This is a genomic window from Ancylobacter sp. SL191 (assembly GCF_026625645.1).
GTDB lineage: Bacteria > Pseudomonadota > Alphaproteobacteria > Rhizobiales > Xanthobacteraceae > Ancylobacter.
The window spans coordinates 4,524,208-4,548,209 of record NZ_CP113056.1 but is presented as its reverse complement, the minus strand read 5'-3'; the positions used below and the strand labels follow the sequence as shown (position 1 = coordinate 4,548,209).

General features: G+C 69.4%; 21 protein-coding genes. 12 read left to right on the top strand and 9 right to left on the bottom strand.

Features of this window, described 5'->3' with window-relative positions:
* Positions 1 to 22: 22 nt before the first annotated feature.
* Complete coding sequence (locus OU996_RS20860) at positions 23 to 958, top strand: 2-hydroxyacid dehydrogenase (RefSeq protein WP_267583522.1); 936 nt, start codon at positions 23 to 25, stop codon at positions 956 to 958.
* Between the two features lie 15 nt (positions 959 to 973).
* Here the strand turns inward: OU996_RS20860 and OU996_RS20855 are convergent, their stop codons facing one another.
* Positions 974 to 3,061, bottom strand: a complete 2,088-nt coding sequence (locus OU996_RS20855; protein WP_267583521.1) for a putative bifunctional diguanylate cyclase/phosphodiesterase — start codon at positions 3,059 to 3,061, stop codon at positions 974 to 976.
* Positions 3,062 to 3,352: 291 nt separating this feature from the next.
* Here OU996_RS20855 and OU996_RS20850 point away from each other — a divergent pair, with 291 nt between their 5' ends.
* Both OU996_RS20850 and OU996_RS20845 read left to right on the top strand, forming a co-directional pair.
* The gene (locus OU996_RS20850; RefSeq protein ID WP_267583520.1) at positions 3,353 to 3,475 is read left to right on the top strand and encodes a hypothetical protein; all 123 of its coding nucleotides are present in this window, start codon (positions 3,353 to 3,355) and stop codon (positions 3,473 to 3,475) included.
* 54 nt (positions 3,476 to 3,529) lie between these two features.
* Positions 3,530 to 4,117 (top strand): SCO family protein, encoded by a 588-nt coding sequence (locus tag OU996_RS20845; RefSeq protein ID WP_267583518.1) that lies wholly within the window; start codon positions 3,530 to 3,532, stop codon positions 4,115 to 4,117.
* Here the strand turns inward: OU996_RS20845 and OU996_RS20840 are convergent.
* Positions 4,068 to 5,978 carry a glycosyltransferase gene (locus OU996_RS20840; RefSeq protein WP_267583517.1) on the bottom strand — a complete coding sequence of 637 codons (1,911 nt, stop codon included), beginning with the start codon at positions 5,976 to 5,978 and terminating at the stop codon, positions 4,068 to 4,070. The two genes, OU996_RS20845 and OU996_RS20840, sit on opposite strands and share 50 nt — an antisense overlap.
* Positions 5,979 to 6,137: 159 nt before the next feature.
* Here OU996_RS20840 and OU996_RS20835 point away from each other — a divergent pair, with 159 nt between their 5' ends.
* Both OU996_RS20835 and OU996_RS20830 read left to right on the top strand, forming a co-directional pair.
* The gene (locus OU996_RS20835; protein ID WP_267583516.1) at positions 6,138 to 7,007 is read left to right on the top strand and encodes a transporter substrate-binding domain-containing protein; all 870 of its coding nucleotides are present in this window, start codon (positions 6,138 to 6,140) and stop codon (positions 7,005 to 7,007) included.
* Positions 7,008 to 7,097: 90 nt separating this feature from the next.
* A complete protein-coding gene (locus tag OU996_RS20830) occupies positions 7,098 to 8,756 on the top strand; it encodes a lysine--tRNA ligase (RefSeq protein ID WP_267583514.1) in 1,659 nt (552 codons plus the stop codon).
* Positions 8,757 to 8,826: 70 nt separating this feature from the next.
* Here OU996_RS20830 and OU996_RS20825 read toward each other — a convergent pair whose 3' ends face one another.
* The 3 genes from OU996_RS20825 to OU996_RS20815 form a co-directional block, all read right to left on the bottom strand.
* Entirely contained in the window at positions 8,827 to 10,359 is a 1,533-nt protein-coding gene (locus tag OU996_RS20825; RefSeq protein WP_267583513.1) for a GMC family oxidoreductase, read from the bottom strand.
* Positions 10,360 to 10,455: 96 nt separating this feature from the next.
* Positions 10,456 to 11,169 carry a FadR/GntR family transcriptional regulator gene (locus OU996_RS20820; RefSeq protein ID WP_267583512.1) on the bottom strand — a complete coding sequence of 238 codons (714 nt, stop codon included), beginning with the start codon at positions 11,167 to 11,169 and terminating at the stop codon, positions 10,456 to 10,458.
* Positions 11,170 to 11,401: 232 nt separating this feature from the next.
* Complete coding sequence (locus tag OU996_RS20815) at positions 11,402 to 11,572, bottom strand: hypothetical protein (RefSeq protein WP_267583511.1); 171 nt, start codon at positions 11,570 to 11,572, stop codon at positions 11,402 to 11,404.
* On the opposite strand from OU996_RS20815, the gene ppaT reads away from it, so the two are divergent.
* Positions 11,571 to 12,746, top strand: a complete 1,176-nt coding sequence (gene ppaT, locus OU996_RS20810; RefSeq protein WP_267583510.1) for a pyridoxamine--pyruvate transaminase — start codon at positions 11,571 to 11,573, stop codon at positions 12,744 to 12,746. The genes OU996_RS20815 and ppaT overlap by 2 nt on opposite strands.
* A 17-nt stretch (positions 12,747 to 12,763) precedes the next feature.
* Here ppaT and OU996_RS20805 read toward each other — a convergent pair whose 3' ends face one another.
* The 4 genes from OU996_RS20805 to OU996_RS20790 form a co-directional block, all read right to left on the bottom strand.
* Positions 12,764 to 13,699, bottom strand: a complete 936-nt coding sequence (locus OU996_RS20805) for a putative B6 ABC transporter permease subunit 1 (RefSeq protein WP_267583508.1) — start codon at positions 13,697 to 13,699, stop codon at positions 12,764 to 12,766.
* 12 nt (positions 13,700 to 13,711) lie between these two features.
* On the bottom strand, positions 13,712 to 14,824 hold the full coding sequence (locus tag OU996_RS20800; RefSeq protein ID WP_267583506.1) for a putative B6 ABC transporter permease subunit 2: 1,113 nt from the start codon (positions 14,822 to 14,824) through the stop codon (positions 13,712 to 13,714).
* Entirely contained in the window at positions 14,821 to 16,398 is a 1,578-nt protein-coding gene (locus tag OU996_RS20795) for a putative B6 ABC transporter ATP-binding protein (protein WP_267583505.1), read from the bottom strand. The genes OU996_RS20800 and OU996_RS20795 overlap by 4 nt, the downstream gene beginning before the upstream one ends.
* A 141-nt stretch (positions 16,399 to 16,539) precedes the next feature.
* Positions 16,540 to 17,598 carry a putative B6 ABC transporter substrate-binding protein gene (locus tag OU996_RS20790; RefSeq protein WP_267583503.1) on the bottom strand — a complete coding sequence of 353 codons (1,059 nt, stop codon included), beginning with the start codon at positions 17,596 to 17,598 and terminating at the stop codon, positions 16,540 to 16,542.
* A 151-nt stretch (positions 17,599 to 17,749) separates the two neighbouring features.
* On the opposite strand from OU996_RS20790, the gene OU996_RS20785 reads away from it, so the two are divergent.
* The 6 genes from OU996_RS20785 (at position 17,750) to OU996_RS20760 (ending at position 23,977) form a co-directional block, all read left to right on the top strand.
* Complete coding sequence (locus OU996_RS20785; RefSeq protein WP_267583502.1) at positions 17,750 to 18,151, top strand: hypothetical protein; 402 nt, start codon at positions 17,750 to 17,752, stop codon at positions 18,149 to 18,151.
* Positions 18,152 to 18,644: 493 nt separating this feature from the next.
* A complete protein-coding gene (locus OU996_RS20780; RefSeq protein WP_267583501.1) occupies positions 18,645 to 20,129 on the top strand; it encodes a 4-hydroxyphenylacetate 3-hydroxylase N-terminal domain-containing protein in 1,485 nt (494 codons plus the stop codon).
* Between the two features lie 116 nt (positions 20,130 to 20,245).
* Positions 20,246 to 20,722 carry a nuclear transport factor 2 family protein gene (locus OU996_RS20775; RefSeq protein WP_267583500.1) on the top strand — a complete coding sequence of 159 codons (477 nt, stop codon included), beginning with the start codon at positions 20,246 to 20,248 and terminating at the stop codon, positions 20,720 to 20,722.
* Positions 20,719 to 22,179, top strand: coding sequence for an amidase (locus tag OU996_RS20770; RefSeq protein WP_267583499.1), 1,461 nt, complete (start codon positions 20,719 to 20,721; stop codon positions 22,177 to 22,179). The genes OU996_RS20775 and OU996_RS20770 overlap by 4 nt, the downstream gene beginning before the upstream one ends.
* A complete protein-coding gene (locus tag OU996_RS20765) occupies positions 22,179 to 23,456 on the top strand; it encodes an amidase (RefSeq protein ID WP_267583498.1) in 1,278 nt (425 codons plus the stop codon). Before OU996_RS20770 ends, OU996_RS20765 begins: the two co-directional genes overlap by 1 nt.
* Positions 23,457 to 23,479: 23 nt before the next feature.
* On the top strand, positions 23,480 to 23,977 hold the full coding sequence (locus tag OU996_RS20760) for a flavin reductase family protein (protein WP_267583497.1): 498 nt from the start codon (positions 23,480 to 23,482) through the stop codon (positions 23,975 to 23,977).
* Positions 23,978 to 24,002: the final 25 nt, after the last annotated feature.

Here is a 24,002-nt window from a genome sequence, read left to right as displayed (position 1 = left end):
CCCCCACAGCCTGAGGCCCGACATGAGCCGTGACGCCCTCGTCTTCTACAGCGCGGTCGATGATTCCGTGGCCTGGCGCGAGGCGCTGGCGGCGGAGCTGCCGGACCTCGATTTCCGCGTCGAGCCGGATCTGGGCGACCCGGCGGATATCCGCTACGCGCTGTGCTGGACGCCGCCGAAGGGCTTTTTCGCGCGCTTTCCCAATCTCCAGCTCGTGACCAATCTCGGCGCCGGCGTCGATGCGCTGGTGCGCCGCGACGACCTCGCCCCGGTGAAGTTCTCGCGCCTGTCCGATCCCGGCATGGTGCAGATGATGACGAGCTACATCGTCTTCGCGGTCACCCGCTATGCCCGCGACATCCCGGTCTATGAGCGCGCCAAGCGCCGGGGGGAGTGGGAATATGTCCATCCGCGCGCTTTGTCCGACATCACGGTGGCGGTGCTCGGCCTTGGCGAACTGGGCGGGCCGGCGGCGCGCACGCTGGCGCAGATGGGCTTCACGGTGAGCGGCTGGTCGCGCACGCCCAAGGACATTCCGGGCGTTACCTCCCACACCGGGCGGGAGGGGCTTGAGCACGTGCTGGCGACGAACGAGATCATCGTCAGCCTCGTGCCGCTGACGCTGGAGACGCAGCGTCTCCTCGGCGCGGGCGAATTCGGGCTGATGCGCAAGGGCGTGAAATTCGTCAACGCCTCGCGCGGGGCGGTGGTGGACGAGGCGGCGCTGATCGAGGCGCTCGCCTCCGGCCATATTGGCGAGGCGACGCTCGACGTGTTCGAGACCGAGCCGCTGCCGGCCGGCCACCCGCTCTGGGCGTTCGAGAATGTGATGATCACCCCGCACATGGCGAGCATCACCGTGCCCAAGCTCGCCGCGCGCGATGTCGCCGAGAGCATCCGCCGCGTGCGCCAGGGCCTGCCGCCGCTGCACGAGGTGGACCCGGCGCGCGGCTACTGAGCCGCCGCCGAAACGTCAGGCCAGCACCGTCTCGGCGTCGGCCGGGCGGTGGAACAGGAAGCCCTGATACATGGTGGCGCCAAGCTCGCGCAGCTTGGCGAGCTGCACCTCGTCCTCCACGCCCTCGGCCACCAGTTCGAGGCCGAGCGAATTGGCGATGGAGATGGCGGCCTTCATCAGCGCCTTGTCGATCGGGTCGCGCAGCAGGTCGCGCGTCACCGTCCAGTCGATCTTGATGCCGTCCACCGGCAGGCGCTTGAGCGACTCGAACGAGTTGTAGCCATTGCCGAAATCGTCGAGATAGACGTGAACGCCGCGCGCCCGCAGCTCGGTGAGGAAGGTGGCGATCTCGCCGAGATCTTCCACGCCCTCGGTCTCCGTCACCTCGATGCGCAGCGCCGCCTCGACGCCGGGATGCAGGTCCAGCATGTCCATGAAGTTGCGCTGGAAGGCGACGTCGGCCAGCGAATGCGCGCCGATGTTCATCGACACATATTGATGGGCGCCGCGCTGGATCAGCCGCATGGCGTAATCGATGGCGTGGCGGCATACCCAGGCGTCGATCCGCCCCATCAGGCCGAGCCGCTGGGCGGCGGGCAGGAACTGCGCCGGCTGGCACCAGCTCCCGGTCTCGTCGACCAGCCGGATCAGCGCCTCATAGCCGAGCACCGTGTGGTTATGATCGACGATCGCCTGAAGGTGCATGTGGAAGCGGTCGAGCTCCAGCCCGAGCTGGATGCGCTCGGCCCAGCTCATGCGCTGGCGCGTGCTGTTCACCTTCGGGTCGCCGAGATCGTAGAGCTGCACCCGGTCGCGGCCGGATTCCTTGGCGACGTAGCAGGCCGTGTCGGCGGCGGCGAGCAGGCTGGAGACCGAGCCGGGCGTGCCGTTCGCCCGCACCAGGCCGATGCTGAGGCCGAGGGTGAAGGACCGCGCGCCGATCTGGAACGGGTTGTTGTGGACGGCGGCGTTGATACGGCGGGCGATGCGCAGCGCGTCGCGCTCGTCGATGTCGGTCAGCATCATCGCGAACTCGTCGCCGCCGACGCGCACCAGCAGGTCGTCGCCGCGCAGCTGGCCGCGCAGGAACTGGGCGACCTCGCGCAGCAATTCATCCGCCGCCGCATGGCCGACCGCGTCGTTCACGCCCTTGAAATGGTCGATGTCGATGATGCCGACCCAGATGTTGCGCGGGTCGCGGTCGCGCAGAAGCTGGTCGAGCCGCTCCTCCAGCGCGAAGCGGTTCGGCAGGCCGGTGAGCATGTCGCTGCGCGCCTGCAGGGCGACGAGGCGGGCGAAATCGGCCAGCGCCTCGGTCTGCTGGCGCAGCTGTTCGCGCACATTGATGAGTTCGCTCTCGCGGCGCTTCTGCGACGTCACGTCGGTCCAGACGCCGACGGTGCAGCCATTGGCGATGCGCCGGTGGCTGGCGAGCATCCAGTTGCCGTCGCGCAGCGGGATTTCCGCGCGCAGCTCCGGCGAGCGCCGGGCGCGCTCCAGCACGTCGTCGACCGGGCTTGTGCCCTCGGCGAACAGGCCGCGACGCTGCGCTTCCCGCAGCAGGTCGGCGAGGGAGGCTCCGGTGGTGAGCTCGAGGCCCACCGCGCCGAAGATCAACCGCAGGCAGGTGTTGGAGAGCACGATCCGCTCGTCCGGGTCGAGCAGGAGGAAGCCTTCATGGATGCCGTCAATGGCTTCCAGCAGCTTGGCCTCGGCCTGCTTTATCTGGGTGACGTCGCTCCACAGCGAGATGATGCCGCCGTCGGGCGTGCGGCATTCGCGGACCTGGACGACACCGCCATTTTCCAGATCGATCTCGAAGGGCGTGCCGTCGGCCTCTGCGTGGCGCCGCATGCGCTCGGCGATGTAAGCCTCCGGCTGCTCCACCCGCGCCCACTCGCCGCTCGGCACCGAGGCGAGCGCGTAGAAGGTGAAGCCGTGCAGATCGCCGAGCTGGTCGAGAAAGGGAAACTGCTCGATGAACCGGCGGTTGTGGATCAGCAGCCGGTCCTGCGCGTCGAACAGCGCGAAGCCATCCGCCAGGGAGTCCAGCGCGGCAACCAGCATGGTGAAGCGGGAATCGACGGGCTGCCCTTCACGCATCAGCTGCGGATCCGGCTTGTTGGTCTGCCCGGATTTGACCATAACCAATTGGACCGCCTGCTCATCTCGCGCTTCATGGGCCGTGGTTAAGACCTTCGATCGCGCATCCTCGTTGAGGGGGCGGTTGCCTCTACAACCACCCGCGCAGGCATTTGATTACTAATCGTTACGCGGAGCAAGCCAACCACGATGGATTGTTTTGAATTTAAGGGCATCAAGGTTTACACATTTCCTGGGCATGGGTAACCCCACGGCGTGCCCCATGACATTATACGGCACGCGGGAATACGCATGCGCTGGATCCTTGGAGCCACCATCATCCTGCTGCTGGCTGCGGCGATCGGCCTATGGGCGCGCCACGGTGCCGCCGTTTTCTTCGACATCGTGGCGGCCGGTATAGCCTACTGCTTCTGAGCGCCAGCCTTCCGCGGCGCCAGGCGAGGCATCAAGATGAGGGGCCCATCCGCCATGGCCAGTCGCCGCGTTCTCCTGCTTCTCTCGGCCTTCGTCGTGGGTGCCGTCATCATCGTCGCCGGCGCCCTGGCGCTGCTGCCGCGCGGACCGGCCCCCGCCACCCCGGTCGCCATCGGCGGCGCGTTCCAGCTTGTCGATCAGGACGGGCAGACGGTGACGCAGGAGACCTTCAACGGCGAGACGACGCTGGTGTTCTTCGGCTTCACCCATTGCCCGGACATCTGCCCGACCACGCTGTTCGAGATGTCGCAGCTGTTCGAGGAGCTGGGCCCGGACGCGCGCAAGGTGGCCGGCCTGTTCATCACCGTCGATCCGGAGCGCGACAATCCGGAGAGCATGAAGGCCTATCTCGGCAGCTTCCACCCGAGCATTCAGGGCCTGACCGGCACGCCCGAGCAGGTCGCGGCGGCGATCAAGGCCTACCGCGCTTATGCCAAGAAGGTGCCGACACAGGGCGGCGACTACACGATGGACCACACCGCCATCGTCTATCTCATGGGCAAGGACGGCCAGTTCATCGCGCCCTTCAACCTCAAGCGTCCGCCGGCTGAAGCCGCGGCCGATCTGCGCCGCTATTTGTGACCCGGCCGAGGCGCCGGCGGCGCGGCCGGCGGCGCGAGGTGCGGGCGAGGCCGTGGTCGGTCTTCTCCCAGTGCTCGGGGGCGATGACGAGCTGGCCCACCGCCCGCCACGCCGCCAGCGACATCATCAGCCAGTAGAGCGGCATCAGCGCCAGCGTGCCGGCGATGCGCCCCATGCCGCGCCGGCGCATGCCGAGCCCGGTGCACAGCAGCGCGCTGGCATAGCCGATGACCAGCACGAGGCTGCCCAGCCCGCTGATCACCGCCAGTGTGGGTGAGCCCGCCCGCACATGGGCGAGGGTGATGTCGCGCAGCAGGGCGATGAGGAAGAAGGGGTGAACCAGCGCCGCCCCCACGCCGCCGGCCATGAGGAACAGGAAGGCGATGGTGGCGACGCAGCCCGCCTCGCGCAGCAGGGCCTGCGGCTGGCGCCCATGCACCAGCAGCGTCTGCATCCAGCCCTTGTACCAGCGGGTGCGCTGGCGCAGCCAGGCTTTGAAGCGGCGGGGGGCCTCCTCGTCCGTGGTCGAGGCCGTGACCTCGGTGCGCCAGCCCAACCGGGCGAGGCGCAGGCCGAGATCGGCATCCTCGGTGACATTGTGCGGATCCCAGGCGCCCACCGCCTCCAGCGCCTCGCGGCGGAAATGGTTCGAGGTGCCGCCGAGCGGGAAGGGAATGCGGCTCGCCCCCAGCATGGGCAGCAGCACGTCGAAATGGCCGGCATATTCGGCGGCGAATTGCCGGGTGATCCACCCATCGTCGAGATTGTCGATGGCGAGCTGCGCCTGCACGCAGCCGAGCCGTTCATCGGGCGCCAGAAAGAAGCGCGTGCAGACCCGGCGCAGTTGCAGCGGGTCGGGCTGGTCCTCCGCGTCATAGACGCCGATCACCGTGCCGCTGGCGAAGGGCAGCGCGGCGTTGAGCGCCTTGGGCTTGGTGCGCGGGCCGATGCCGGGCGCCGTGATGATTTCCAGATGCGCCGGCAGATGCTGGCCGGCGAGGGCGCGCGTGGTCTCGCCATCGTCCGCCTCCACCACCAGAAGCACCTGCAGTTTCTCGCGCGGGTAGTCGATCGCCAGCAGCGCCTCGACCAGTTGCGCCACCACCCGCGCCTCGCGGTAGAGCGGGATGATGAGGGTGTAGCGCGGCAGGGAGCGGTCGGCGCGCCAGGGCGGATCCGGCGGCGCGGGCGGGCTGACGACAGCGGCGAGGCGCAGGCAGTTCCAGCCAAGCAGCAACGACCCGATGCCGAACGCAAGGGCGATGGCGAGCGGCGCCGGCGCGCTGTGCAGCAGCAGCGGCACCAGCGCGAGGATGAGCGCGGCGACGGCGAAGATGAGGCGGGAGGGCCCAAGCGTGCCGGCACTGAGCCGCGGGCTGCGCTCGATCAGCCCATAGGCGGCCTGCCGCGCCAGCGTCGGGCCATGGCGGCGGCGCACATGGGCGGCGAGGCGTTCGGGCGTGGTCAGGGCGATCCCCTCGCGCAGCGCCGGCCGGGCGGCAAGGCGCGCGGCGAGCTGGCGCAGGCTGTCGCCACGGGCCGCCAGCACCAGCCGCCCCGGCGCTGCGCGGAGAATTCCGGTGCGCAGCAGCGCGACCAGATCGGCAGCGGAGGGACGCGAGGGAACGGGCGCCTCGGCGCCATCGATCCGGGTGAAGGCGATGCCGAGGCGGCGGGCGGCGGCTTGCGCGGCGCGATCGGGCGTGACGACGCCGGCCGCGATCAGCACCTCGTCGGCGCCGACGCCGATGAGGCGGGCCCGGCGCTGGGCATAGGCGAGATCGCCCGGCTCCACCGTCCCGGCAAGGCCCGCCAGCTCGACCGGCAGCGACGCGGCGAGATCGTCGCCGGGAACGCGCATTCCCATCTGCGGACGCATTTCGAATCCCGTGCGGGCTGGAGGGCACTCGCCTAAGCCGCCGCGCCGCGATACAAGCGGCGCGTGGTGGCGTGGCAAGGCAAGGACGAGGCCAGATTGAACGCTCGAACGGCACGGCGTCGGCTCGCGCAGCAGGCTGCGATGGTGCTGGTATCCGGTATTATGGCACTGGCGACGGCGCATGCCCAGAGCCCGGCGCCCTCCGCCGCGCGCTCGGTTGCCTCGCCGTCGGTTACTTTGCCGTCGGTGGCGGTGCCCGGCTTCTGGGATCCGAACCGGCGTCCCGAGCGGCCGGACGTGACGCGCCTGCCGATGCAGATTCGCTTCGCCACCACCGATGATTTCCCGCCCTTCAGCTTCCGCGACGAGAATGGCCGGCCGGCCGGCTTCAATGTCGACATCGCCCGCGCCATCTGCACCGAGCTTGCCATCACCTGCACGCTGGAGGTGACGGCCTTCGACCAGCTCGTGCCGGCGCTCGCGGAGGGCAAGGCCGACGCCGCCATCGCCGGCATCGCGGTGACGCCGGCGACGCGCGAGGTGCTCGACTTCAGCGACCGCTATTTCCGCTCGCCCGCCCGCTTCGTGGCGCGGCGCGCCGACGGCGTGAGCGACGTGTCGCCGGACGCGGTGGCGAGCCGCAAGGTGGCGGTGGTCGCCGGCACGGCGCATGAGGCCTATCTGCACGATTTCTTCGCGGAAGCCGCAGTGCGCGGCTTCCCCACCCCCGAGGCGGCGCGCGAGGCGCTGCAGAAGGGCGAGGTGGACCTGTTGTTTGGCGACGGCGTGCAGCTCGCGCTGTGGCTCAACGGCACCTCCTCCGCCAATTGCTGCGCCTTTGTCGGCGGGCCCTTCACCGAGAGCCTGTATTTCGGCGAGGGCATGGGCATTGCGGTGAAGCCCGGCAACGAGGCGTTGCGCCAGTCGCTCAACTACGCGCTGGCCCGGCTGTGGGAGCAGGGGGTCTATACCGACCTCTATCTGCGCTGGTTCCCGATCAGCGTTTATTGACGCGGGCGGCTGCACTACCTAGAGCATGTCGCGCGCATCCGGCTCCGCCCGGATGCCGTTTTTTCCCGCAAGAGCCCAGGAGGGCAGACCATGACGGCGACCGCTCAGGTCGAAGATGTTGCAGCCGAACTGCGCGAACTGGCGGAGACCGCCGGCGCCTGGCCGTTCGAGGAAGCCCGCAAGATCGTCGAGCGCCTGAAGCGGAAACCCAAAGCCGAGGTTCTGTTCGAGACCGGCTACGGTCCCTCGGGCCTGCCCCATATCGGCACCTTTGGCGAGGTGGCGCGCACGACCATGGTGCGCCATGCCTTCCATGTGCTGACCGAGGGCAAGATTCCGACGCGGCTGCTGTGCTTCTCGGACGACATGGACGGGATGCGCAAGATCCCGGAGAACGTGCCGGACCCGGTGGCGCTGAAGCCCTATCTGCAGATGCCGCTCACCAAGGTTCCGAACCCGTTCGGCGGCGGCTATGAGAGCTTCGGCCACCACAACAACGCCATGCTCCGGCGCTTCCTCGACACGTTCGGCTTCGACTACGAGTTCGCCAGCGCCACCGACTATTATTTCTCCGGCAAGCTGGACCCGATCCTGCTGAAGGCGGCCGCGCATTACGAGGCCATCATGGAGGTGATGCTGCCGACGCTCGGCGAGGAGCGGCAGGCGACCTATTCGCCGTTCCTGCCGATCTCGCCGACCTCCGGCCGCGTGCTCTATGTGCCGCTGAAGGCGGTGGACGCCACCGCCGGGACCATCACCTTCACTGACGAGGACGGGGTGGACAAGACCGTCCCGGTCACCGGCGGCAATGTGAAGCTGCAGTGGAAGCCGGATTTCGGCGCCCGCTGGGCGGCGCTCGACGTCGATTTCGAGATGTTCGGCAAGGACCACCAGACCAACGCGCCGATCTATGACGCGATCTGCAACATCCTCGGCGGCGTGGCGCCCGAGCACTTTGTCTATGAGCTGTTCCTCGACGAGAACGGCCAGAAGATCTCGAAGTCCAAGGGCAACGGCCTGACCATCGACGAGTGGCTGACCTATGCCAGCCCGGAGAGCCTGGCGCTGTATATGTTCCAGTCGCCGCGCTCGGCCAAGAAGCTGCATTTCGACGTGATCCCGAAGGCGGTGGACGAGTATTTCAACTTCCTCGCCCGCTATCCCCAGCAGGACTGGAAGACCCGGCTCGGCAACCCGGTCTGGCACATCCACTCCGGCAACCCGCCGGTGGAGGAACTCCCGCTCACCTTCGGGCTCATGCTCAAGCTCGCCTCGGCCGCCAATGCCGAGGACAAGGCGGTGCTGTGGCGCTTCATCGAGCGCTATGCGCCGGGCACCTCGCCGGAAACCCACCCGACGCTCGACCAGCTCGCCGGCTATGCCGTGCGCTACTTCATCGACCGGGTGAAGCCGCGCCGCGCCTATCGCCTGCCGGACGAGGTGGAGGCGAGCGCGCTTGCCGCGCTCGACGCCGCGCTGGCGCAGGTGGATGGCGAGGACCGTGACGCCATCCAGAACGCCGTGCTCGATGTCGGCCGCGCCGAGCCGCGCTATCAGGACCACAAGCGCAAGAGCCCGACCGGCGGGCCGGGCGTCACCTTCGCCTGGTTCAGCGCGCTCTATGAGCTGCTGCTCGGCGAGAAGGAAGGCCCGCGCTTCGGTTCCTTCGTCGCTGCCTATGGCATCCCGGAGACGCGCGCGCTGATCGCCCGCGCGCTGGCCGGCGAACTCGCCAAGGGCGCGGCCTGATACGGCTCGCCCCGCTGACGATTGACGACAATAACGGCGCGTCCTCACCCGAGGGCGCGCCGTTCGCGTGTCACGCCGGGCGGAAATCGGCGGCGAAGGTCTCCGCAATGGCGAGGATCGCCGCGTGGACCGGGCCGGAGGTGATGGCGGGGATCACCGAGGCATCGACAATGTGCAGCCCGTCAAAACCGCGCAGCTTGAGGTTCGCGTCGACCACGCTCGCCTCATCCGCCCCCATGCGGCAGGTGCCGACCGGGTGGTGATGGGTGATGACCGCGCGGGCGAGAAAGGCGTCGATGTCGGCCTTGCCGCGCACGTCGATGCCCGGATAGATCTCCTCGTCCCGCCAGTCATCCAGCGCCGCCGCGTGGCCGATCTCGCGGGCGAGTTCCAGCGCGCGCCGGGCGAGGCGCCGGTCGTGCTCGGTGGAGAGATAGGCCGGGTCGATGAACGGGGCGTCGTCGAGGTTCGCCCCGGTGACGGTGAGCCGCCCCCGGCTGGTCGGGTGGGTGACGCCGGACAGAATGGTGAAGGCTGAGCCATAGGCGGGGGCCTCGAAGCACTCCGAGACGGTGGGCGCGGCAACGCAGCCGAGGACCACATCCGGCGCGCCCTCCGCCCGCGTCGGATCCTGCGCGTTCAGATACATAAGCGATTCCGAGTGCTGGAGCTTTGACGGCGGCACGGGCTTCTTGGCGCGGTAGACATTGCCGGCGGTGAGCAGGTGGTCGTGCAGATTGCCGCCGATGCCCGCCCGGTCCGCCACGCAGGCGATGCCCGCCGCCTTGAGGTCGGCCGCCGGGCCGATGCCCGAGCGCATGAGCAGCAGCGGCGAGGCGATGGCGCCCGCCGCGAGCAGGATCGTGCCGGCAGAGAACACCTGTCGCTCGCCGCCCAGCTCCGCCTCGACGCCGGTGATGCGCGTGCCGGCGAGCATTAGCCGGTGGACCCGCACGCCGGTGATGAGGGTCAGGTTTGGCCGGTCCAGCACCGGCACGAGCCAGGCGTCCGCCGCGCTTACCCGCTTGCCGTCGCGGATGGTCAGCGAGTTGGGCGCGACGCCATTGAGCGGGCCGGCATTGTGGTCGCCGATCAGAGGCACGCCGCGCGCCACGCCGGCCGCCATATAGGCACGCACCACGGGGCTGACTTCCTCATCGGGCAGATAGACGCTGAGCGGGCCGTCGGCGCCATGCTGGGCGTCCGCGCCGCGCGAGAATGCCTCGCTGCGGCGAAAGCCCGGCAGCAGGCCCTCATAGGACCAGCGCGCATCGCCGGTCGCCTCGGCCCAGGGGGCGAAATCATCCGCATGGCCGCGCACATGCGCCATGGCGTGCAGGCAGCTTGAGCCGCCGACGATGCGCCCGCGCGGCCAGGGGTGGATGCGGTTCGCCGTGCCGGGCTGGGGGATGGTGCGGTAGGCCCAGTCATAGGGCCGGTCCTGCAGCGCCGGCCATTTCTGCGGAATGGCGATGTCCGGGTCGCTCGGGTGCTCGCCGGCCTCCAGCAGGCCGACCGAGATATCCGGGTTCTCCGACAGGCGGGCGGCGAGCACGCAGCCGGCCGAGCCGGCGCCGATGATGAGGATGTCGAAGGAAGTCATCGAAGGCGTCTCCGGGAGCGAACGGACAAGAGGGGGCGTGCCGCGCGCGAGGGCGCGCAGTGGGGAAGGCTCGGGAAAGGGAAGGGCGTGGGCGGGCTAGAGGGCGCCGCCCGGCGCGAGGCGCCCCATGATCTTCTGCTGCAGGGTCGCGAGGTGCTGCCACATGCCGCGCTCGGCCGCTTCCGGGTCGCGGGCGGCGATGGCCTCGGCGATCTGCCGGTGCTCGGCATCGCGCAGCCGCACGCGCTCGGGCAGCAGCGTGGCGTCGCTGTCGGTGAAGCGCAGGCGCCCGTCATTGGCGACGCGGTGCAGCAGCACATAGAGCTCGGAGGCCAGCGCGTTGCGGGCGCCGGCGGCGATGGATTTGTGGAACACCATGTCGGCGTCGATCGGGTCGGCATCGGGCGCGGTGGTGGCGGCGCGCAGGATGCGGTCGATCTCGACCGGGCTCGCCCGCAGCGCCGCGAGGCGGGCCAACGAGGGCTCCAGCATCAGGCGCAGCTCCATCACCTCCAGCGGGTTGGTGGAGTTGACGAGATTGCGGTTGCTGTCGATGGCGGTGGAAGCGCGCCTTCCGGCCCGCGCCGGCTCCAGCTCGCCGCTCGCCCTGAGCACGCCAAGCGCCCGGCGCAGCGTGTGGCGCTTCACGCTCAGTTCTTCCGCCACCACGCGCTCGGGCGGCACGCCGCCGGTGCGGGCGATGATGGCGCGGATCGAGTCGACGAGTTCCTCGATGCCGGCGGCCTCGGCGGCGCCGACCCCTGCTTCGCTGCGCGTCCTGCGTCCGGTCTTGTCCGCTATCGCGTCCATCGAGGTCACTTCCGTTCTGCTGTTGGGCCGGCCCGCCGCGCCGCCACACGGGCGAGCGCAGGGCTGATCGCGAAGCTCCATCGAGCCCCGGCCCGCCGCCAAATGTATGGGCGGTGCGCCCCAGTTACAATATTGGTTGTCTTCTGGTCGAGGGCTTGCGGGGTATTGCGTACAATTTCGCCCGCCCAAGCGGAGGAGCGACCCCGGCCGCGGGCGCCCGGCGCCGGCGGCTTCACGGTGCAGAAGCGAGGCTCTGCATATGAAAGCCGCGCGCTGCGGTTCGCGGTTGCGGCGCAACCCGGCTGGTGCCAATCTGGAACCATTGTAGCCGGTTCGGTTGGATTTTGGTTGAAATCATCCCCGGCTGCGTGTCCATCCCGTCGAACAGCCAGAGCAACGCCATGCGGTACGCGCCTTCCGACCTTCCGGTCTTCACCCTGACGACGGGCCCCGTCGACGCCTATCCGGCGGTGCTGCGCGGCCTCGCCGCGACCGTGCTGTACGACTACGACCCGGCCTTCCAGGCGACCTACCAGCGCGTCAGCGAGAAGCTGGCCACCATCGTCAAGGCGGAGACCGTGCCGGTCATCCTGCAGGGCGAGCCGGTGCTGGGGCTGGAGGCCGCCGCTGCTTCGCTGATCGGGCCGGACGATGTGGTGCTGAACCTCGTCAACGGTGTCTATTCCAAGGGCTTCGCGCCCTGGGCGGCGCGCAACGGCGCCACCATCCTTGAGCTCGCCGTGCCCTATGACCGGGTGATCGACCCCACGGAGGTCGCCCGCGTGCTGGCCGAACGGCCGGACATCACGATTGTTGCGGCCTGCCACCACGACACGCCCTCGGGCACCATCAACCCGATCGCCGAGATCGGCGCGGTGGTGGCCGCCCATGGCGCGCTGTTCCTGGTCGATGCCGTCTCGTCCTTCGGCGGCATGGCGGTTGATTCGGCCTCGGCCAGGATCGACCTGCTGATCACCGGCCCGAACAAGTGCCTGGGCTGCCCGCCCGGCCTCTCCATCCTCGGCGTGTCGAACCGCGCCTGGGCCAAGATGAAGGCCAACAAGCTCGCGCCGCGCGGCTCGATCCTGAGCATTCTCGACTGGGAGGACGCCTGGCGCGCCGACAAGCCCTTCCCCTTCACCCCCTCGGTCGCCGAGATCAACGGGCTGGAAGCGGCCATCGACCTCTATCTCGCCGAGGGGCCGGAGACGGTCTGGGCCCGCCACGCGCTCACCGCCGCCGCCTGCCGCGCCGGGCTGAAGGCGATGGGGCTGGCGATCTGGGCGGCGGATGACGCCTTCGCCTCGCCCACCGCCACCGCCGTGCGCACGCCCGAAGGCATCAACGAGGCGGAACTGCGGGCCACCGTCCGGGAGCGCTATGGCGTCGTGCTGTCCTCCGGCCGTGGCGAGACGCTCGGCAAGCTCACCCGCATCGGCCATATGGGCCCGACCGCCCAGCCGCTCTACGCCGTGGTGGCGCTGACCGCCTTTGGCGGGGCGCTCGGGGCGCTCGGCCACACGGTCGATGTCGGCGCCGGTGTCGCCGCCGCGCTGGCGGTGATCGATGCGGGCTGAGAGCGGGCGGGGCGTGCTCATCGCGCGCCCCGCACATAATGGGTGCCGAGCGCCGGCGGCAGACTCGCCTTGCGGCCGAACAGCACCAGCACGGTAAGCACGGCGGCGAAGGGCAGCATCTGGATCACGTCGGTCGGGATGCTGACGCCCGCCACCTGCAGCGCCGTCGTGGCGGAGAGGCACGCGCCGAACAGCAGCGCGCCGCACAGGACCCAGAGCGGCTTGCCGCGCGCCTGCATGGCCAGCACGATGCCGATGAAGCCGGCGCCATTGGTCATGAAGGGCACGAAGATGCCGGCCCCGACCTCGGCCATGAAGGCCCCGCCAACCCCGGCGAGGAAGCCGGTGGTGAGCACGGCGATGGTGCGCACGCGCACCACGTCAACGCCGGCCGCATCCAGCGCCGCCGGCTTGTCGCCGGCCGCTTGCAGCGCGAGACCGAACTGGGTCGAGCGGAACACATAGGCCGTCACCGCCACCGCCAGCACCGCGAGATAGACGATGGGCGGCCGGTCGAACAGCGCCGGGCCGACGACCGGCAGGCTCGACAGGCCGGGAATTGGCAGCGTCTCCACCGCCGGCAGGCGCGGGTAGCTCTGCGCGAACTGGAAATGATGCAGGAGGGCGGTCAGCCCTTCCGCGCCGAGCGTCAGCGCGATGCCGATGACGATCTGGCTCAGCCCCATGCGGATGCACAGCACCGCCATCGGCACCGCCACCGCCATGCCGCCGACGGCGCCACCGAGAAAGCCGAGCCAGATGGACCCGGTGTGATAGGCGACGAGGAAGCCGGCATAGGCGCCGAACAGCATCATCCCCTCAATGCCGATATTGAGCACGCCGGCCTTCTCGGAGATCTGCTCGCCGAGGCCCGCCAGCATCAGCGGGATGCCGGCGGTGAGCGCGCCGAGCACGAGGGAGGTGAGGAAGGCGTCGGTGAACAGAGCGGACATGGTCTCTCCCCCTCACTTACCGGCGGCGCGGCGGCGCTGGTCGAGATATTCGGCGACGCCGAGCATCACGAGCAGGATGGCCACCACGACGAGGGTGAAGAAATTCGGCACGCCGGTGCGCCGCGCCGCGCTCTCGCCGCCGATCGACAGCACCGAGAACAGGAACACGAAGGCGATGGTGGCGAAGCCGTTGAAGCGGGCGAGGAAGACCAGCGGGATCACCGTCATCGCGTAATGGGGATTCCAGTCGGCCCGCACATTGCCCTGCACGCCCAGAATCTCCACCGCCCCGGCAAGGCCCGCCAGCGCGGCGGAAATGGCGAAGACGGCGACGGTGAGCGCCGGCACCGGCAGGCCGGCATGGATCGCCGCGCGCGGATTGGCGCCGACGATGCGCAGCTTCAGCCCGAAAGCGGTGCGGGTCATGACGAGATGCACCGCGATGACCGCGACGAGGCCGATAAGGAGGCCGCTCGACACGGTGGTGTCGAACAGGCGCGGCAGACGGTCGGCGACCGCCAGCGTGCGGGTCTGCGGCACGGTCGTGGCGGGGTCGCGGAAGGCGAGCTTCACCAGCACATTGGCGAAGGAGACGCCGAGAAAGGTCATCATCAGCGTGGTGATGATCTCGTTGACGCCCTGATAGGCCTTGAGCAGCGCCGGCAGCACCGACCAGACCGCGCCGATGAGCGCGCCGACGAGAAGGCCGACCACCAGCACCAGCCACGCCGGCAGATGCGGCGTGAGCAGCGGGCAAAGCGCGGCGACCACCACGGCGCTGAGCAGGAACTGCCCGTCGCCGCCGAGATTCCAGATGCCGGCGCGGAACGCCACGATGAGCCCGGCGGCGAGCAGCAGCAGCGGGCCCATGCGGGTCAGCGTCGCCTGAAGGCCGTAAGGATTGATCAGCCCGCGCTCGATGACGAAGCCGTAATAGGCCAGCGGATCGACGCCGAGCGCCAGCAGCACGAGGGCCGACAGCAGCAGCGCGCCGATGACCGGGCCGATGCCCAGCAGGGCGACGCGGCCACGGGCGCGCCAGAGCTCGGCGCGGGCCGAGGGTGCCGCCGGGGCGAGGCGGGCGGCCTCGGTGAGATCGGGGGTGGAAGTGTGGGTGTTCGTCATGCCGTCACGCCGCTCATCAGTTCACCGACCCGGCCACGGGCCGCGGCATCGTTCTCGACCACCCCGACCACCGCGCCGCGCGACATCACGGCGATGCGGTCGGAAAGCTCCAGCACCTCCTCAAGATCCGTCGAGATCAGGATGACGGCGAGGCCGCGATCCGCCGCCTCGCGGATGCGCTGGCGGGTGGCGCGGATATTGTTCACGTCCAGCCCATAGGTCGGCTTGGCGAAGATCACCGCTTTGGCCGCGCCGGAGAGCTCACGGGCCAGCAGCGCCTTCTGGATGTTGCCGCCGGAGAGCTTGCCGATGGGCGTCTCGATGCCCGGCGTGCGCACGTCGAACTCGCCGACGAGCCGGCGGGCATGGGCGGCGATGGCCTCGGGCTGGTCGAGCCCGGCACGCCAGAAGGGCGGCTCGCCCACCTGTTTCAGCAAAAGGTTGAGCGAGATGGCGAAGCCGCCGACCGTGCCTTCGCCGAGACGATCGTCCGTGACATAGCGCAGGCCGCGCTCGCGCCGGGCGCCGACATCGAGCCGCTCGATGGATTCGCCGCCGAGCAGAATACGGCCGGCGGCGAGCGGGCGCTGGCCGGCGAGTGCCTCGGCGAACTGCTTCTGGCCGTTGCCGTCAATGCCGGCGAGGCCGAGAATTTCGCCCGGTGCCACGGTGAGATCGACGCGCTCGACGGGCACGGCGGGATCGTCCACCGTCAGCCCTTCCAGCACCAGAAGCGGCGGCTGGGGCGCGCGGCGCGCGCGCGGGGCGGTGCTCGCCTGCGCGCTTGCATCGGTGCCGAACATCAGTCGGATGATTTCCGCCGTCGCTGCGGCCGGGCCGAGCGCGGCAAGCCGCTCCGGCGCGATCTCGCCCACCTTGCGGCCGAGCCGCAGCACGGTGATGCGGTTGCCGAAGGACAGGGCCTCGTTGAGCTTGTGGGTGATGAAGACGACGGCGATGCCGAGCCGGGTCAGCCGGCCCATCAGCGCGCCGAGATCCTCCGCTCCCTTGGGCGTCAGCATCGCGGTCGCTTCATCGAGGATCAGCACGCGCGAGCCGCGCATCAGCGCGCGGACGATCTCCACCTGCTGCTGCTCGCCGAGCGAGAGCGTGCCGACTTTGGCCTCGGGGTCGATGGTGACGCCGATATCGGCGCAGACCTGCGCCATGCGGCGGGCAACGCCCGCGCGGTCGGGCCGCGACCACCAGGGCCCGCCCAGCGCCATGTTGTCGGCGACGCTCAGCGAGGGCACCAGCATGGAATGCTGGAACACCGTGCCGATGCCGAGTTCCAGCGCGCGGGCGGGGGAATTGATGCGCACCTCGTGATGGTCGATGAGAATGCCGCCCTCGTCGGGCGTCTGCAGGCCGGAGAGCATGCCGACCAGCGTCGACTTGCCGGCGCCGTTCTCGCCGAGCAGCACATGCACCTCGCCCGGAAACAGATCGAAGGACACGCCATCATTGGCGACCACGCCGGGAAAGCGCTTGGTCACATGATCGAAGGTGACAATCGGGCGGGGCGGCGCCGATGGGTCACTGTGCGGTGGGTGCGCGGGGGCGGGCTGGGTCATGATCTGCTGCTGGTCGTCCCGGCGCCGGAGGGAGCAGGGCAAAAATCGGTGGGGAATGCCGGGCGAGAGGCGTCGCCAGGCGTTCCGACGGGCGAGAGCGGGAGGCCACGGCCGGCCCGACGGCGGGCCGTGGCCAACGCCTCACGGCGCGGTGGTGAGCTGCGACACCATCTTGTGCACGGTGTCGGCGTCGTAATGCGCGGTCACCTTGATCTTGCCGTCAATGATGTCCTTCTTCAGCACCTCGATCTGCGCCCACACATCATCCGGGATGTGCTTGGTCTTGAGCAGCGTGACCGAGCCGTCCTTCAGGTTGATGTCGTAGTTGTGCGAGCCGTATTTGCCGGCCTTCACGTCGGCGATCATCGCCGCATAGACCGGGGTGAGGTTCCACACCACCGAGGAGAGCAGATTGCCCTTGTCGATGGCGGTCTTGTCGCCGATCACGTCGATGAAATAGACCTTGCCGCCATTGGTCGCCTTGTTGGTCTCGACCGCCTGCAGCATGCCGAAGCTCGAGCCGTTGCCCTGGCCGAAGATGATGTCGGCGCCGGCCGCAATCAGCGCCTCGGTGACGCGCTTGCCGCCCGCGGCGTCCGAATAGGCCGCCGGTCCGATCACCGCGTAGCGCACATTGATGCCGGGCTTCTCGGCCTTGGCACCCTCGGCGAAGGCGGAGGACTGCGAGTTCCACGACGGGGGCTCGCCGGAGACCACGATGCCGACCGTGCCGGTCTTGCTCATCTTGGCGGCGAGGCGGCCGGCCAGATACGCGCCCTCATGACCGCTGGCTGTGTAGTCGGCGACCATTCCGGGCTTGCGCGCGTCCGGCAGGTCGACGATGGCGACCGGCACCTTCATCTCGGCGCCGATTTCGGGGGCGGCGGTGTTGTAGCCGCTGGCATGGGCGATCAGCAGGCCCGCGCCGTCCTGCGCCATTTCGCGCAGGGTGGGGCGCACATCGCCATAGCCGAGATTTTCGGCCACCAGCACCTCGACGCCGGCCGCCTTGCCGGCGGCCTTGGCGGCGTCCACGCCCTGCTGGTTCCAGCCATAATCCGTGCCCGGCTCAGGGGTGAGGATGGCGATGGACTTCAGCTCGGCGGCCTGCGACATCGGCGTCATCGCCGTCGACATCAGCGCAATCGACGTCAGGCTCAGAATGGTCAGGGCGGCACGTTTGATGGTAAACTTTCCCATGGAAGGCCCTCTTTATGTTATGATTTGATTTTTACTGTTGCACTTCTACGTTTCTGCGATCATCGATAGGTCGATTTGTCGGAGATTACGTAAAATGTATCGATTTGCGTTTGCCGTAACTGTCGGTCTGGCCGGATTGATGCTTTCGCCCATGCCGCACGCCGGTGCCGAGGAGGCGCTGGTGGTCGAGCGCGGGGTGGAGGGGCTGGTCGCCGTGCCCTTCCAGGTGCGCAATGCGAGCGACCGGCCGCTCACCTGCGCCGCCGCCATCGCCCACTGGTACTCCGCCGACATCGGCACCGTCGCGCCCGGCCAGCGTCTCGACGCCCGGCTCTGGTCGAAACCGGCCACCGGCGAGGTGTTCCTGCTCAACCCGCAGCAGGACCGGATGCCGATCCAGTCGCTCTGGTGCGGCTATGCGGGGGCGGACGTCTCCACCCGCAGCGTGATAGGCTTGCAGCGGCGCGCCGGAGCGGGCGAGCCGGCGATCAACCTGACCTGCGATGCGGAGAAGGGTGCGCCGGCGCTGGAGTGCCAGCGCGCGGCCGAGTGATCGGTCGGTTCCCTGTCCGGCGCTGCGCATGCCGACCTCTCCGGCGGTGGCGAGTCCACCGCGCTGAAACTGTCCGTCGTCCTCAACCAAAAAGCCAGAACCAATTTTTTTGGTCAAGCGGCGAAACGGTTGAGGCGCGACGTTCTCAGGGAGATTTCGCTGCTGCATCGCAGCGACTGCATCATTTTTGATCGAAATTTTGGTGCTTCCCGAACGGAGATTCGCGCGGAATCCGCCAATCGGAAGGCTTTCTGCATAATAATCTTTCGTTTCGGCGGTATATGCCCGAATTTTGTGCCGTGGGATGGCTTGGATTTGGGGCTTGACCATTTCGGCCAATCAATGGTTGGATCATCTCACCCGAGCCCGAGAAGCGGCGCAGGCCACGGTTTCGACCGCAAGGTTTCGACCTACCGTCTGCGGCGTTGCCGATGTGCCGACGAGTTGGATGAAGAAGAGCGTCCGGGGCGGGCCTTCCACAGGAGATCGGACGATGAACGCGCATACGGCGAAGCGGGATCTGCCCGTAGGCCACAAGCTCAAGACCGGTGAGGAATTCAAGAAGTCGCTCGATGACGGTCGCGCCTTGTGGGTCGGCGGCAAGCGCATCGCCCGCGTCTTCGACAACCCGGCGCTCTCCGCCGGCGTCGACCTCATCGCCTCGATGTTCGATGACCAGTTCACGCCGGAATTCGCCGACGCCACGACCTATATCGACGAGAGCGGCGCGGTGGCGAGCCGGTCCTGGCAGGTGCCGCGCACCAAGGAAGACCTCGCCGATCGTCGCAAGATGATCGAGTACACCAGCCTGAAGACCGCCGGCACCTTCGGCCGCCCGCCGGATCTCGCCCCTGCCATCGCGGTGGGCCTGCTGGCCTATCTGCCGACCTTCAAGTCGAAGAAGTCGATGATCGAGGGCTGCAATCCCGATTTCGCGGAGAACATCGAGCGCTATGTCGCCTATGGCCGCGACACCAACCTCACCGCCTCGGAAAGCCTGACCGGCCCGCAGAACGACCGCTCCAGCGCCAAGGGCGCGGAAGCCTCGCTGCTCAAGGTCAAGAGCGTCGAGAAGGGCGGCATCCGCGTCTCCGGCGCCAAGACGGTGGGCTCGATCTCGGCGCAGGCCAACGAGATCTTCTTCACCAATCTCGGCGGCATCCGCGAGACCCCGGCGGAAGCCTGCATCTGGGCCTCGGTGCCGATCAATGCCGAGGGCATCAAGCTGATCTCGCGCGAGATGGTCTCCCATCCCGGCGCCGACCCGTTCGACCATCCGGTGGCGCGCCTCGGCGAGGAAGCCGACCAGCTCATCATCTTCGACAACGTCTTCGTGCCGACCGACCGTATCTTCAATCTCGGCGACCCGACGGCGATGTCCTATTACGGGCCGGTCTGCGTCTTCGCGCACTGGCACGTGCTGACCCGCCTCACGGTGAAGGCCGAGCTGTTCGTCGGCGCCGGCCAGCTGGTGCTCGACATTCTCGGCACCTCGCACATTCCGGCCGTGCAGGGCATGCTCGGCGAGATCATCCAGTACGCCCAGACGCTGCGCGCTTTCGTGACCGCCGCCGAGGCGCTGGCCAAGCCGACCGAGGGCGAGGTGATGGCGCCGGATGTCGGCATGCTGACCGCCGGCCGTCTGTACTCGATCGAGCACTATCCGCGCATCATCCACACGCTGCAGGAACTGTGCGGCCAGGGTCTCGTCATGCGCTTCGGCAAGGCGGCGTTCGACAACCCGGAGATCGGCCATCACCTCCACGACCTGCTGCCCGGCAAGGGCGTCAGCGCCGAGGTGAAGGAACTGCTGATGAACTTCATCTGGGACATGACCTCGTCCTCGCTCGCCGGCCGCGTGGCCCTGTTCGAGAACGTCAATGCCAGCCCCGCCCCGCGCCTGCGCGAGCGCCTCTATAATGAGGTGAAGCGCGACGCCTTCATCGGCCAGGTGAAGAAGCTCGCCGGCATGCCCTGATCGGGTGCGCCCGGCCTGACGGGCCGGGCTCCCTGTCGCGCCCGCCCCCCGTGCGCGTCGCCGGGCCCTCGCTGAGGGTCCGGCATCCCCTTCGCTTGAACCGACCGGAGGCCGACATGGCACCGTCCATGGCCCCAAGCCCGGCCGCCCCCGCTGCCGGGCGCGCCGCTGACGCGCCCGACGTCGTGGACGTGTTCTACGCCGCCTATAACCGGGGCAATGCCGAGGCCGCGAGCGGCCTCTATCTCTGCGATGGCTGGCATGAGGAAGCCCATAACGGCACGCGCCGTCAGGGCCGCGAGGCGCTGCGCGAGGGGCTGGAGCGCTTCTTCGGCTTCATCACCGAGGCCCATTGGCAGGTGCGCGAGCGGATCGATTCCGGCCCGCGCGTCGCCGTCGTCTACACGCTGACCGGCCGGCTCGGCGTCGATCTGCGCGGCGCGCCGACGCGTGGCCTGCCGGTGGAACTGCGCGGCGTACACCTGTTCGACCTCGCCGACGGCGCCATCGCCGGCACGCGCGATTATTGGGATCCCGCCGAATTCCAGCGGCAGATCAGCGGCGCCGGGGCACGGGTGGGGATGACGGCATGAGCACGCTGCCCACCTATGCCGGCTTCGCCGACTATGAGGACTATGACGCCATCGGCCTCGCCGAGCTGGTGCGCGCCGGCGAGGTGAAGCCCGCTGAACTGCTCGACGCCGCCCTGTCCCGCGCCGAGGCGCATGAGCCGACGCTCCATGCCCTGGTGCATCGTTTCGACGATCTGGCGCGCCAGGCCGTTGCCGAGGGGTTGCCGGACGGGCCGTTCACCGGCGTGCCCTTCATCCTGAAGAACACCGGCTTCGAAATGGCGGGCACGGTGCTGTCCACCGGCTCCAACCTTTTTCGCGACAATGTCTCGGCCCGCGACGGCACGCTGGTCGCCCGCTACAAGGCGGCGGGTCTGGTGATCCTCGCCAAATCCAACACGCCGGAATTCGCGCTGAGTTTCACCACCGAGCCCGACGCCTTCGGCCCCTCGCGCAACCCGTGGGATACGAGGCTCAGCCCCGGCGGCTCCTCCGGCGGCTCCACGGCGGCGGTGGCGGCGGGCTATCTGCCGATGGCCAACACCTCGGACGGCGCCGGCTCCACGCGGCTGCCGGCCTCGCATTGCGGGCTGTTCGGCTTCAAGCCCAGCCGGATGCTCAACCCCCTCGGCCCGGTGGTCGTCGAGGCCATAGCTGGCATGTCGACCCCCCATGCTGCCAGCTGGAGCGTGCGCGACAACGCCGCGCTGCTGGACGCGACCGCCGGGCCGGACATGGGCGACCCCTATTTCGTGCCCGTGCCCAAGGAAAGCTACCTGTCGCAGGTCGCCCGCGATCCGCGCCCGCTGCGCATCGGCTTCACCCCCGATTCGCCGCTCGGCACGCCGGTCGATCCCGAGTGCCGCGGCGTGGCGGAAGCCGCCGCGCGGCTGTGCGAGGCGCTGGGCCATACGGTGGAGATCTGCGAGCCCGGCTATGACGCCCATGCGTTGAAAGCCGCCTGGCGCATCATCGTCGGCGTCAATGTCGCCCCGGCGGTGGAGGGGCGCGGCCGTGCGCTGGGGCTCGCCGATCCGCTCGGCGCCATCGAGCCAGTGAACGCGGACTGGGTGCGCGAGGCGCGCGCTCTGCCGGCCACCGCCTATCTCGGCGCGGTCAACACGCTGCACCAGACGGCGCGCGCGCTCGGGCGCTTCTTCTCGCGCTATGACGTGCTGCTCTCGCCGACCGCCGCCGAACTGCCGCCGCCGCTTGGCACGCTGGCGGGCGCGGGCAAGAGCCTCGATGCGTTCTACGACGCCTTCTGGACCCATGCGCCCTTCACCTGCGCCTTCAACGCCGCGGGCTGCCCGGCGATGAGCGTGCCGCTCGGCATGTCCGGCAGCGGCCTGCCCATCGGCGTGCACTTCGGCGCGGGGCTGGGTCAGGACGGCCTGCTGTTCAGCCTCGCCGGGCAGTTGGAGCGGGCGCGGCCCTGGTTCCGCACCCGGCCCCGCCTTTCCGCCGGAGTTGCCTGATGACCGACATGTCGCTCGCCGATCTCTCCGCCCGCGAGACCGCACGTCGTGTGAGCGCGGGTGAGGTGACGGCCGAAGCCGTGGCCGCCGCCTTCGCGGATCGCATCACGGCCGCCGAGCCCGAGGTGCAGGCCTTCGCCTTTTTCGACCGCGAGCGCGCGCTGGCGGAAGCCAAGGCCGCATCGGCTGGCCCGCTGGCCGGCGTCACCTTCGGCGTCAAGGATGTGATCGACACGGCGGACATGCCGACCGGCTACGGCTCGGCGGTCTATGAGGGCTACCGACCGGCCTGGGACGCGCCCGCCGTGGCGCTGACCCGCGCCTTTGGCGGCGTGGTGATGGGCAAGACCGTCTCCACCGAATTCGCCATGTCGAGCCCCGGCAAGACGCGCCACCCGGTCAACCCTGCCCACACGCCCGGCGGCTCGTCGAGCGGTTCCTGCGCGGCGGTGGCGGCGGGCATGGTGCAGGTCGCCTTCGGCACGCAGACGGCGGGCTCGATCCTGCGCCCGGCCTCCTATTGCGGCGTGGTCGGCTACAAGCCGAGCTTCGGCACGCTGAACCGAGCCGGCATCAAGCCGCTCTCCGACACGCTCGACCATCTCGGGCTGGTGACCCGCGATGTGCGCGATGCCGCCTTCGCCGTGGCGGCGCTGGCCGAGCGCCCGGCGCTGGCGCAGGGACGGACCGGCGGCGCGCCGCTGGTCGGCCTGTTCCGCACCTCCCGCTGGGCGCAGGCCGAGCCCGCCACCCGCGACGCGCTCGCCCGTACCGTGACGGCCATCGAGGCGGCCGGCGGCACGGTGCGCGAGCTGGAGGTTCCCGACCATTTCGAGCGGCTCTATGCCCTGTTCGACGCGGTGATGGGCTTCGAGACGCCGCGCACGCTGGCTTATGAGCATCGCGTGATGGGCGCGCGCATCTCGCCGATCACGCTGGGCTTCATCGAGACGCTCTCCAGGGCGACGCGGGCCGAGTACGACGCCGCGCTTGCCGTACTCCGCCAGCGCGAGGCGATCGTCGAGGAGCTGCTGGGCGGCTGCGACGGCCTCATTACCCCGGCCGCGCCCGGCGAGGCGCCGCGCGGCACCGCCACCGGCGACCCGGTGTTCAACAAGCCATGGACGCTGCTGCATGTGCCGACGCTGTCGGTCCCCGCGGGTGTCGGCCCGCTCGGCCTGCCGGTCGGCGTGCAGGTGGTCGGGCGCATTGGCGCGGATGCGGAAACGCTGGCGCTCGGCGCTTTCATCGAAGACGCGCTGAAGGCGGGGGCGTGATGGGCGCGCTGGCGATATCCCCGATGGAGCCGATCGACCCGGCGCTGGTCGAGGCGTTCAAGCGCGCCATGGGCCTCACCGCCAGCGCGGTCACGGTCATCACCGCCGGGCAGGGCGAGGAGGCGCGCGGGCTCACCGCCACGGCGGTGGCCAGCGTGTCGATCGCCCCGCCGACGCTGCTGGTCTGCGTCAACCGCGAGGGCGATGCGCATCGCGCCATTGCCCGCTCCCGCGCCTTCTGCGTGAACGTGCTGGCGGAAGCCAATCTCCCGGTCGCCGATCGTTTCGCCGGCCGGCACGGCCTCGCCGGGGCTTCAAAATTCGCCGGGGCCGACTGGCGCTCGCTGGTCACGGGCGCTCCGGCGCTCGACGGCGCGCTGGTCAGCATCGACTGCACGCTGGCCGAGAGCGTCGAGGCCTACACCCACACCGTGTTCTTCGGCACCGTGCGCGCGGTGCGCCTCGGCGGCGCGCAGCCACCGCTCATCCATTTCGACCGCGCCTATCGCTCGCTGGCCTGAACCGGCGGCGCGGACATTCCGCAGG

Excerpts from the sequence above, each read along its gene's own strand:
- OU996_RS20805 (WP_267583508.1), bottom strand. The coding sequence starts at position 13,699 with ATGTCCGCTCTGTTCACCGACGCCTTCCTCACCTCCCTCGTGCTCGGC.
- OU996_RS20760 (WP_267583497.1), top strand. The coding sequence starts at position 23,480 with ATGGAGCCGATCGACCCGGCGCTGGTCGAGGCGTTCAAGCGCGCCATG.
- OU996_RS20830 (WP_267583514.1), top strand. The coding sequence starts at position 7,098 with ATGACGGCGACCGCTCAGGTCGAAGATGTTGCAGCCGAACTGCGCGAA.
- OU996_RS20770 (WP_267583499.1), top strand. The coding sequence starts at position 20,719 with ATGAGCACGCTGCCCACCTATGCCGGCTTCGCCGACTATGAGGACTAT.
- OU996_RS20790 (WP_267583503.1), bottom strand. The coding sequence starts at position 17,598 with ATGGGAAAGTTTACCATCAAACGTGCCGCCCTGACCATTCTGAGCCTG.
- OU996_RS20855 (WP_267583521.1), bottom strand. The coding sequence starts at position 3,061 with ATGCGTGAAGGGCAGCCCGTCGATTCCCGCTTCACCATGCTGGTTGCC.
- OU996_RS20835 (WP_267583516.1), top strand. The coding sequence starts at position 6,138 with ATGGTGCTGGTATCCGGTATTATGGCACTGGCGACGGCGCATGCCCAG.
- OU996_RS20780 (WP_267583501.1), top strand. The coding sequence starts at position 18,645 with ATGAACGCGCATACGGCGAAGCGGGATCTGCCCGTAGGCCACAAGCTC.
- OU996_RS20815 (WP_267583511.1), bottom strand. The coding sequence starts at position 11,572 with ATGGCGTTGCTCTGGCTGTTCGACGGGATGGACACGCAGCCGGGGATG.
- OU996_RS20785 (WP_267583502.1), top strand. The coding sequence starts at position 17,750 with ATGCCGCACGCCGGTGCCGAGGAGGCGCTGGTGGTCGAGCGCGGGGTG.
- OU996_RS20840 (WP_267583517.1), bottom strand. The coding sequence starts at position 5,978 with ATGCGCGTTCCCGGCGACGATCTCGCCGCGTCGCTGCCGGTCGAGCTG.
- OU996_RS20795 (WP_267583505.1), bottom strand. The coding sequence starts at position 16,398 with ATGACCCAGCCCGCCCCCGCGCACCCACCGCACAGTGACCCATCGGCG.
- OU996_RS20860 (WP_267583522.1), top strand. The coding sequence starts at position 23 with ATGAGCCGTGACGCCCTCGTCTTCTACAGCGCGGTCGATGATTCCGTG.
- OU996_RS20825 (WP_267583513.1), bottom strand. The coding sequence starts at position 10,359 with ATGACTTCCTTCGACATCCTCATCATCGGCGCCGGCTCGGCCGGCTGC.
- OU996_RS20775 (WP_267583500.1), top strand. The coding sequence starts at position 20,246 with ATGGCACCGTCCATGGCCCCAAGCCCGGCCGCCCCCGCTGCCGGGCGC.
- OU996_RS20765 (WP_267583498.1), top strand. The coding sequence starts at position 22,179 with ATGACCGACATGTCGCTCGCCGATCTCTCCGCCCGCGAGACCGCACGT.
- ppaT (WP_267583510.1), top strand. The coding sequence starts at position 11,571 with ATGCGGTACGCGCCTTCCGACCTTCCGGTCTTCACCCTGACGACGGGC.
- OU996_RS20800 (WP_267583506.1), bottom strand. The coding sequence starts at position 14,824 with ATGACGAACACCCACACTTCCACCCCCGATCTCACCGAGGCCGCCCGC.
- OU996_RS20820 (WP_267583512.1), bottom strand. The coding sequence starts at position 11,169 with ATGGACGCGATAGCGGACAAGACCGGACGCAGGACGCGCAGCGAAGCA.
- OU996_RS20850 (WP_267583520.1), top strand. The coding sequence starts at position 3,353 with ATGCGCTGGATCCTTGGAGCCACCATCATCCTGCTGCTGGCTGCGGCG.
- OU996_RS20845 (WP_267583518.1), top strand. The coding sequence starts at position 3,530 with ATGGCCAGTCGCCGCGTTCTCCTGCTTCTCTCGGCCTTCGTCGTGGGT.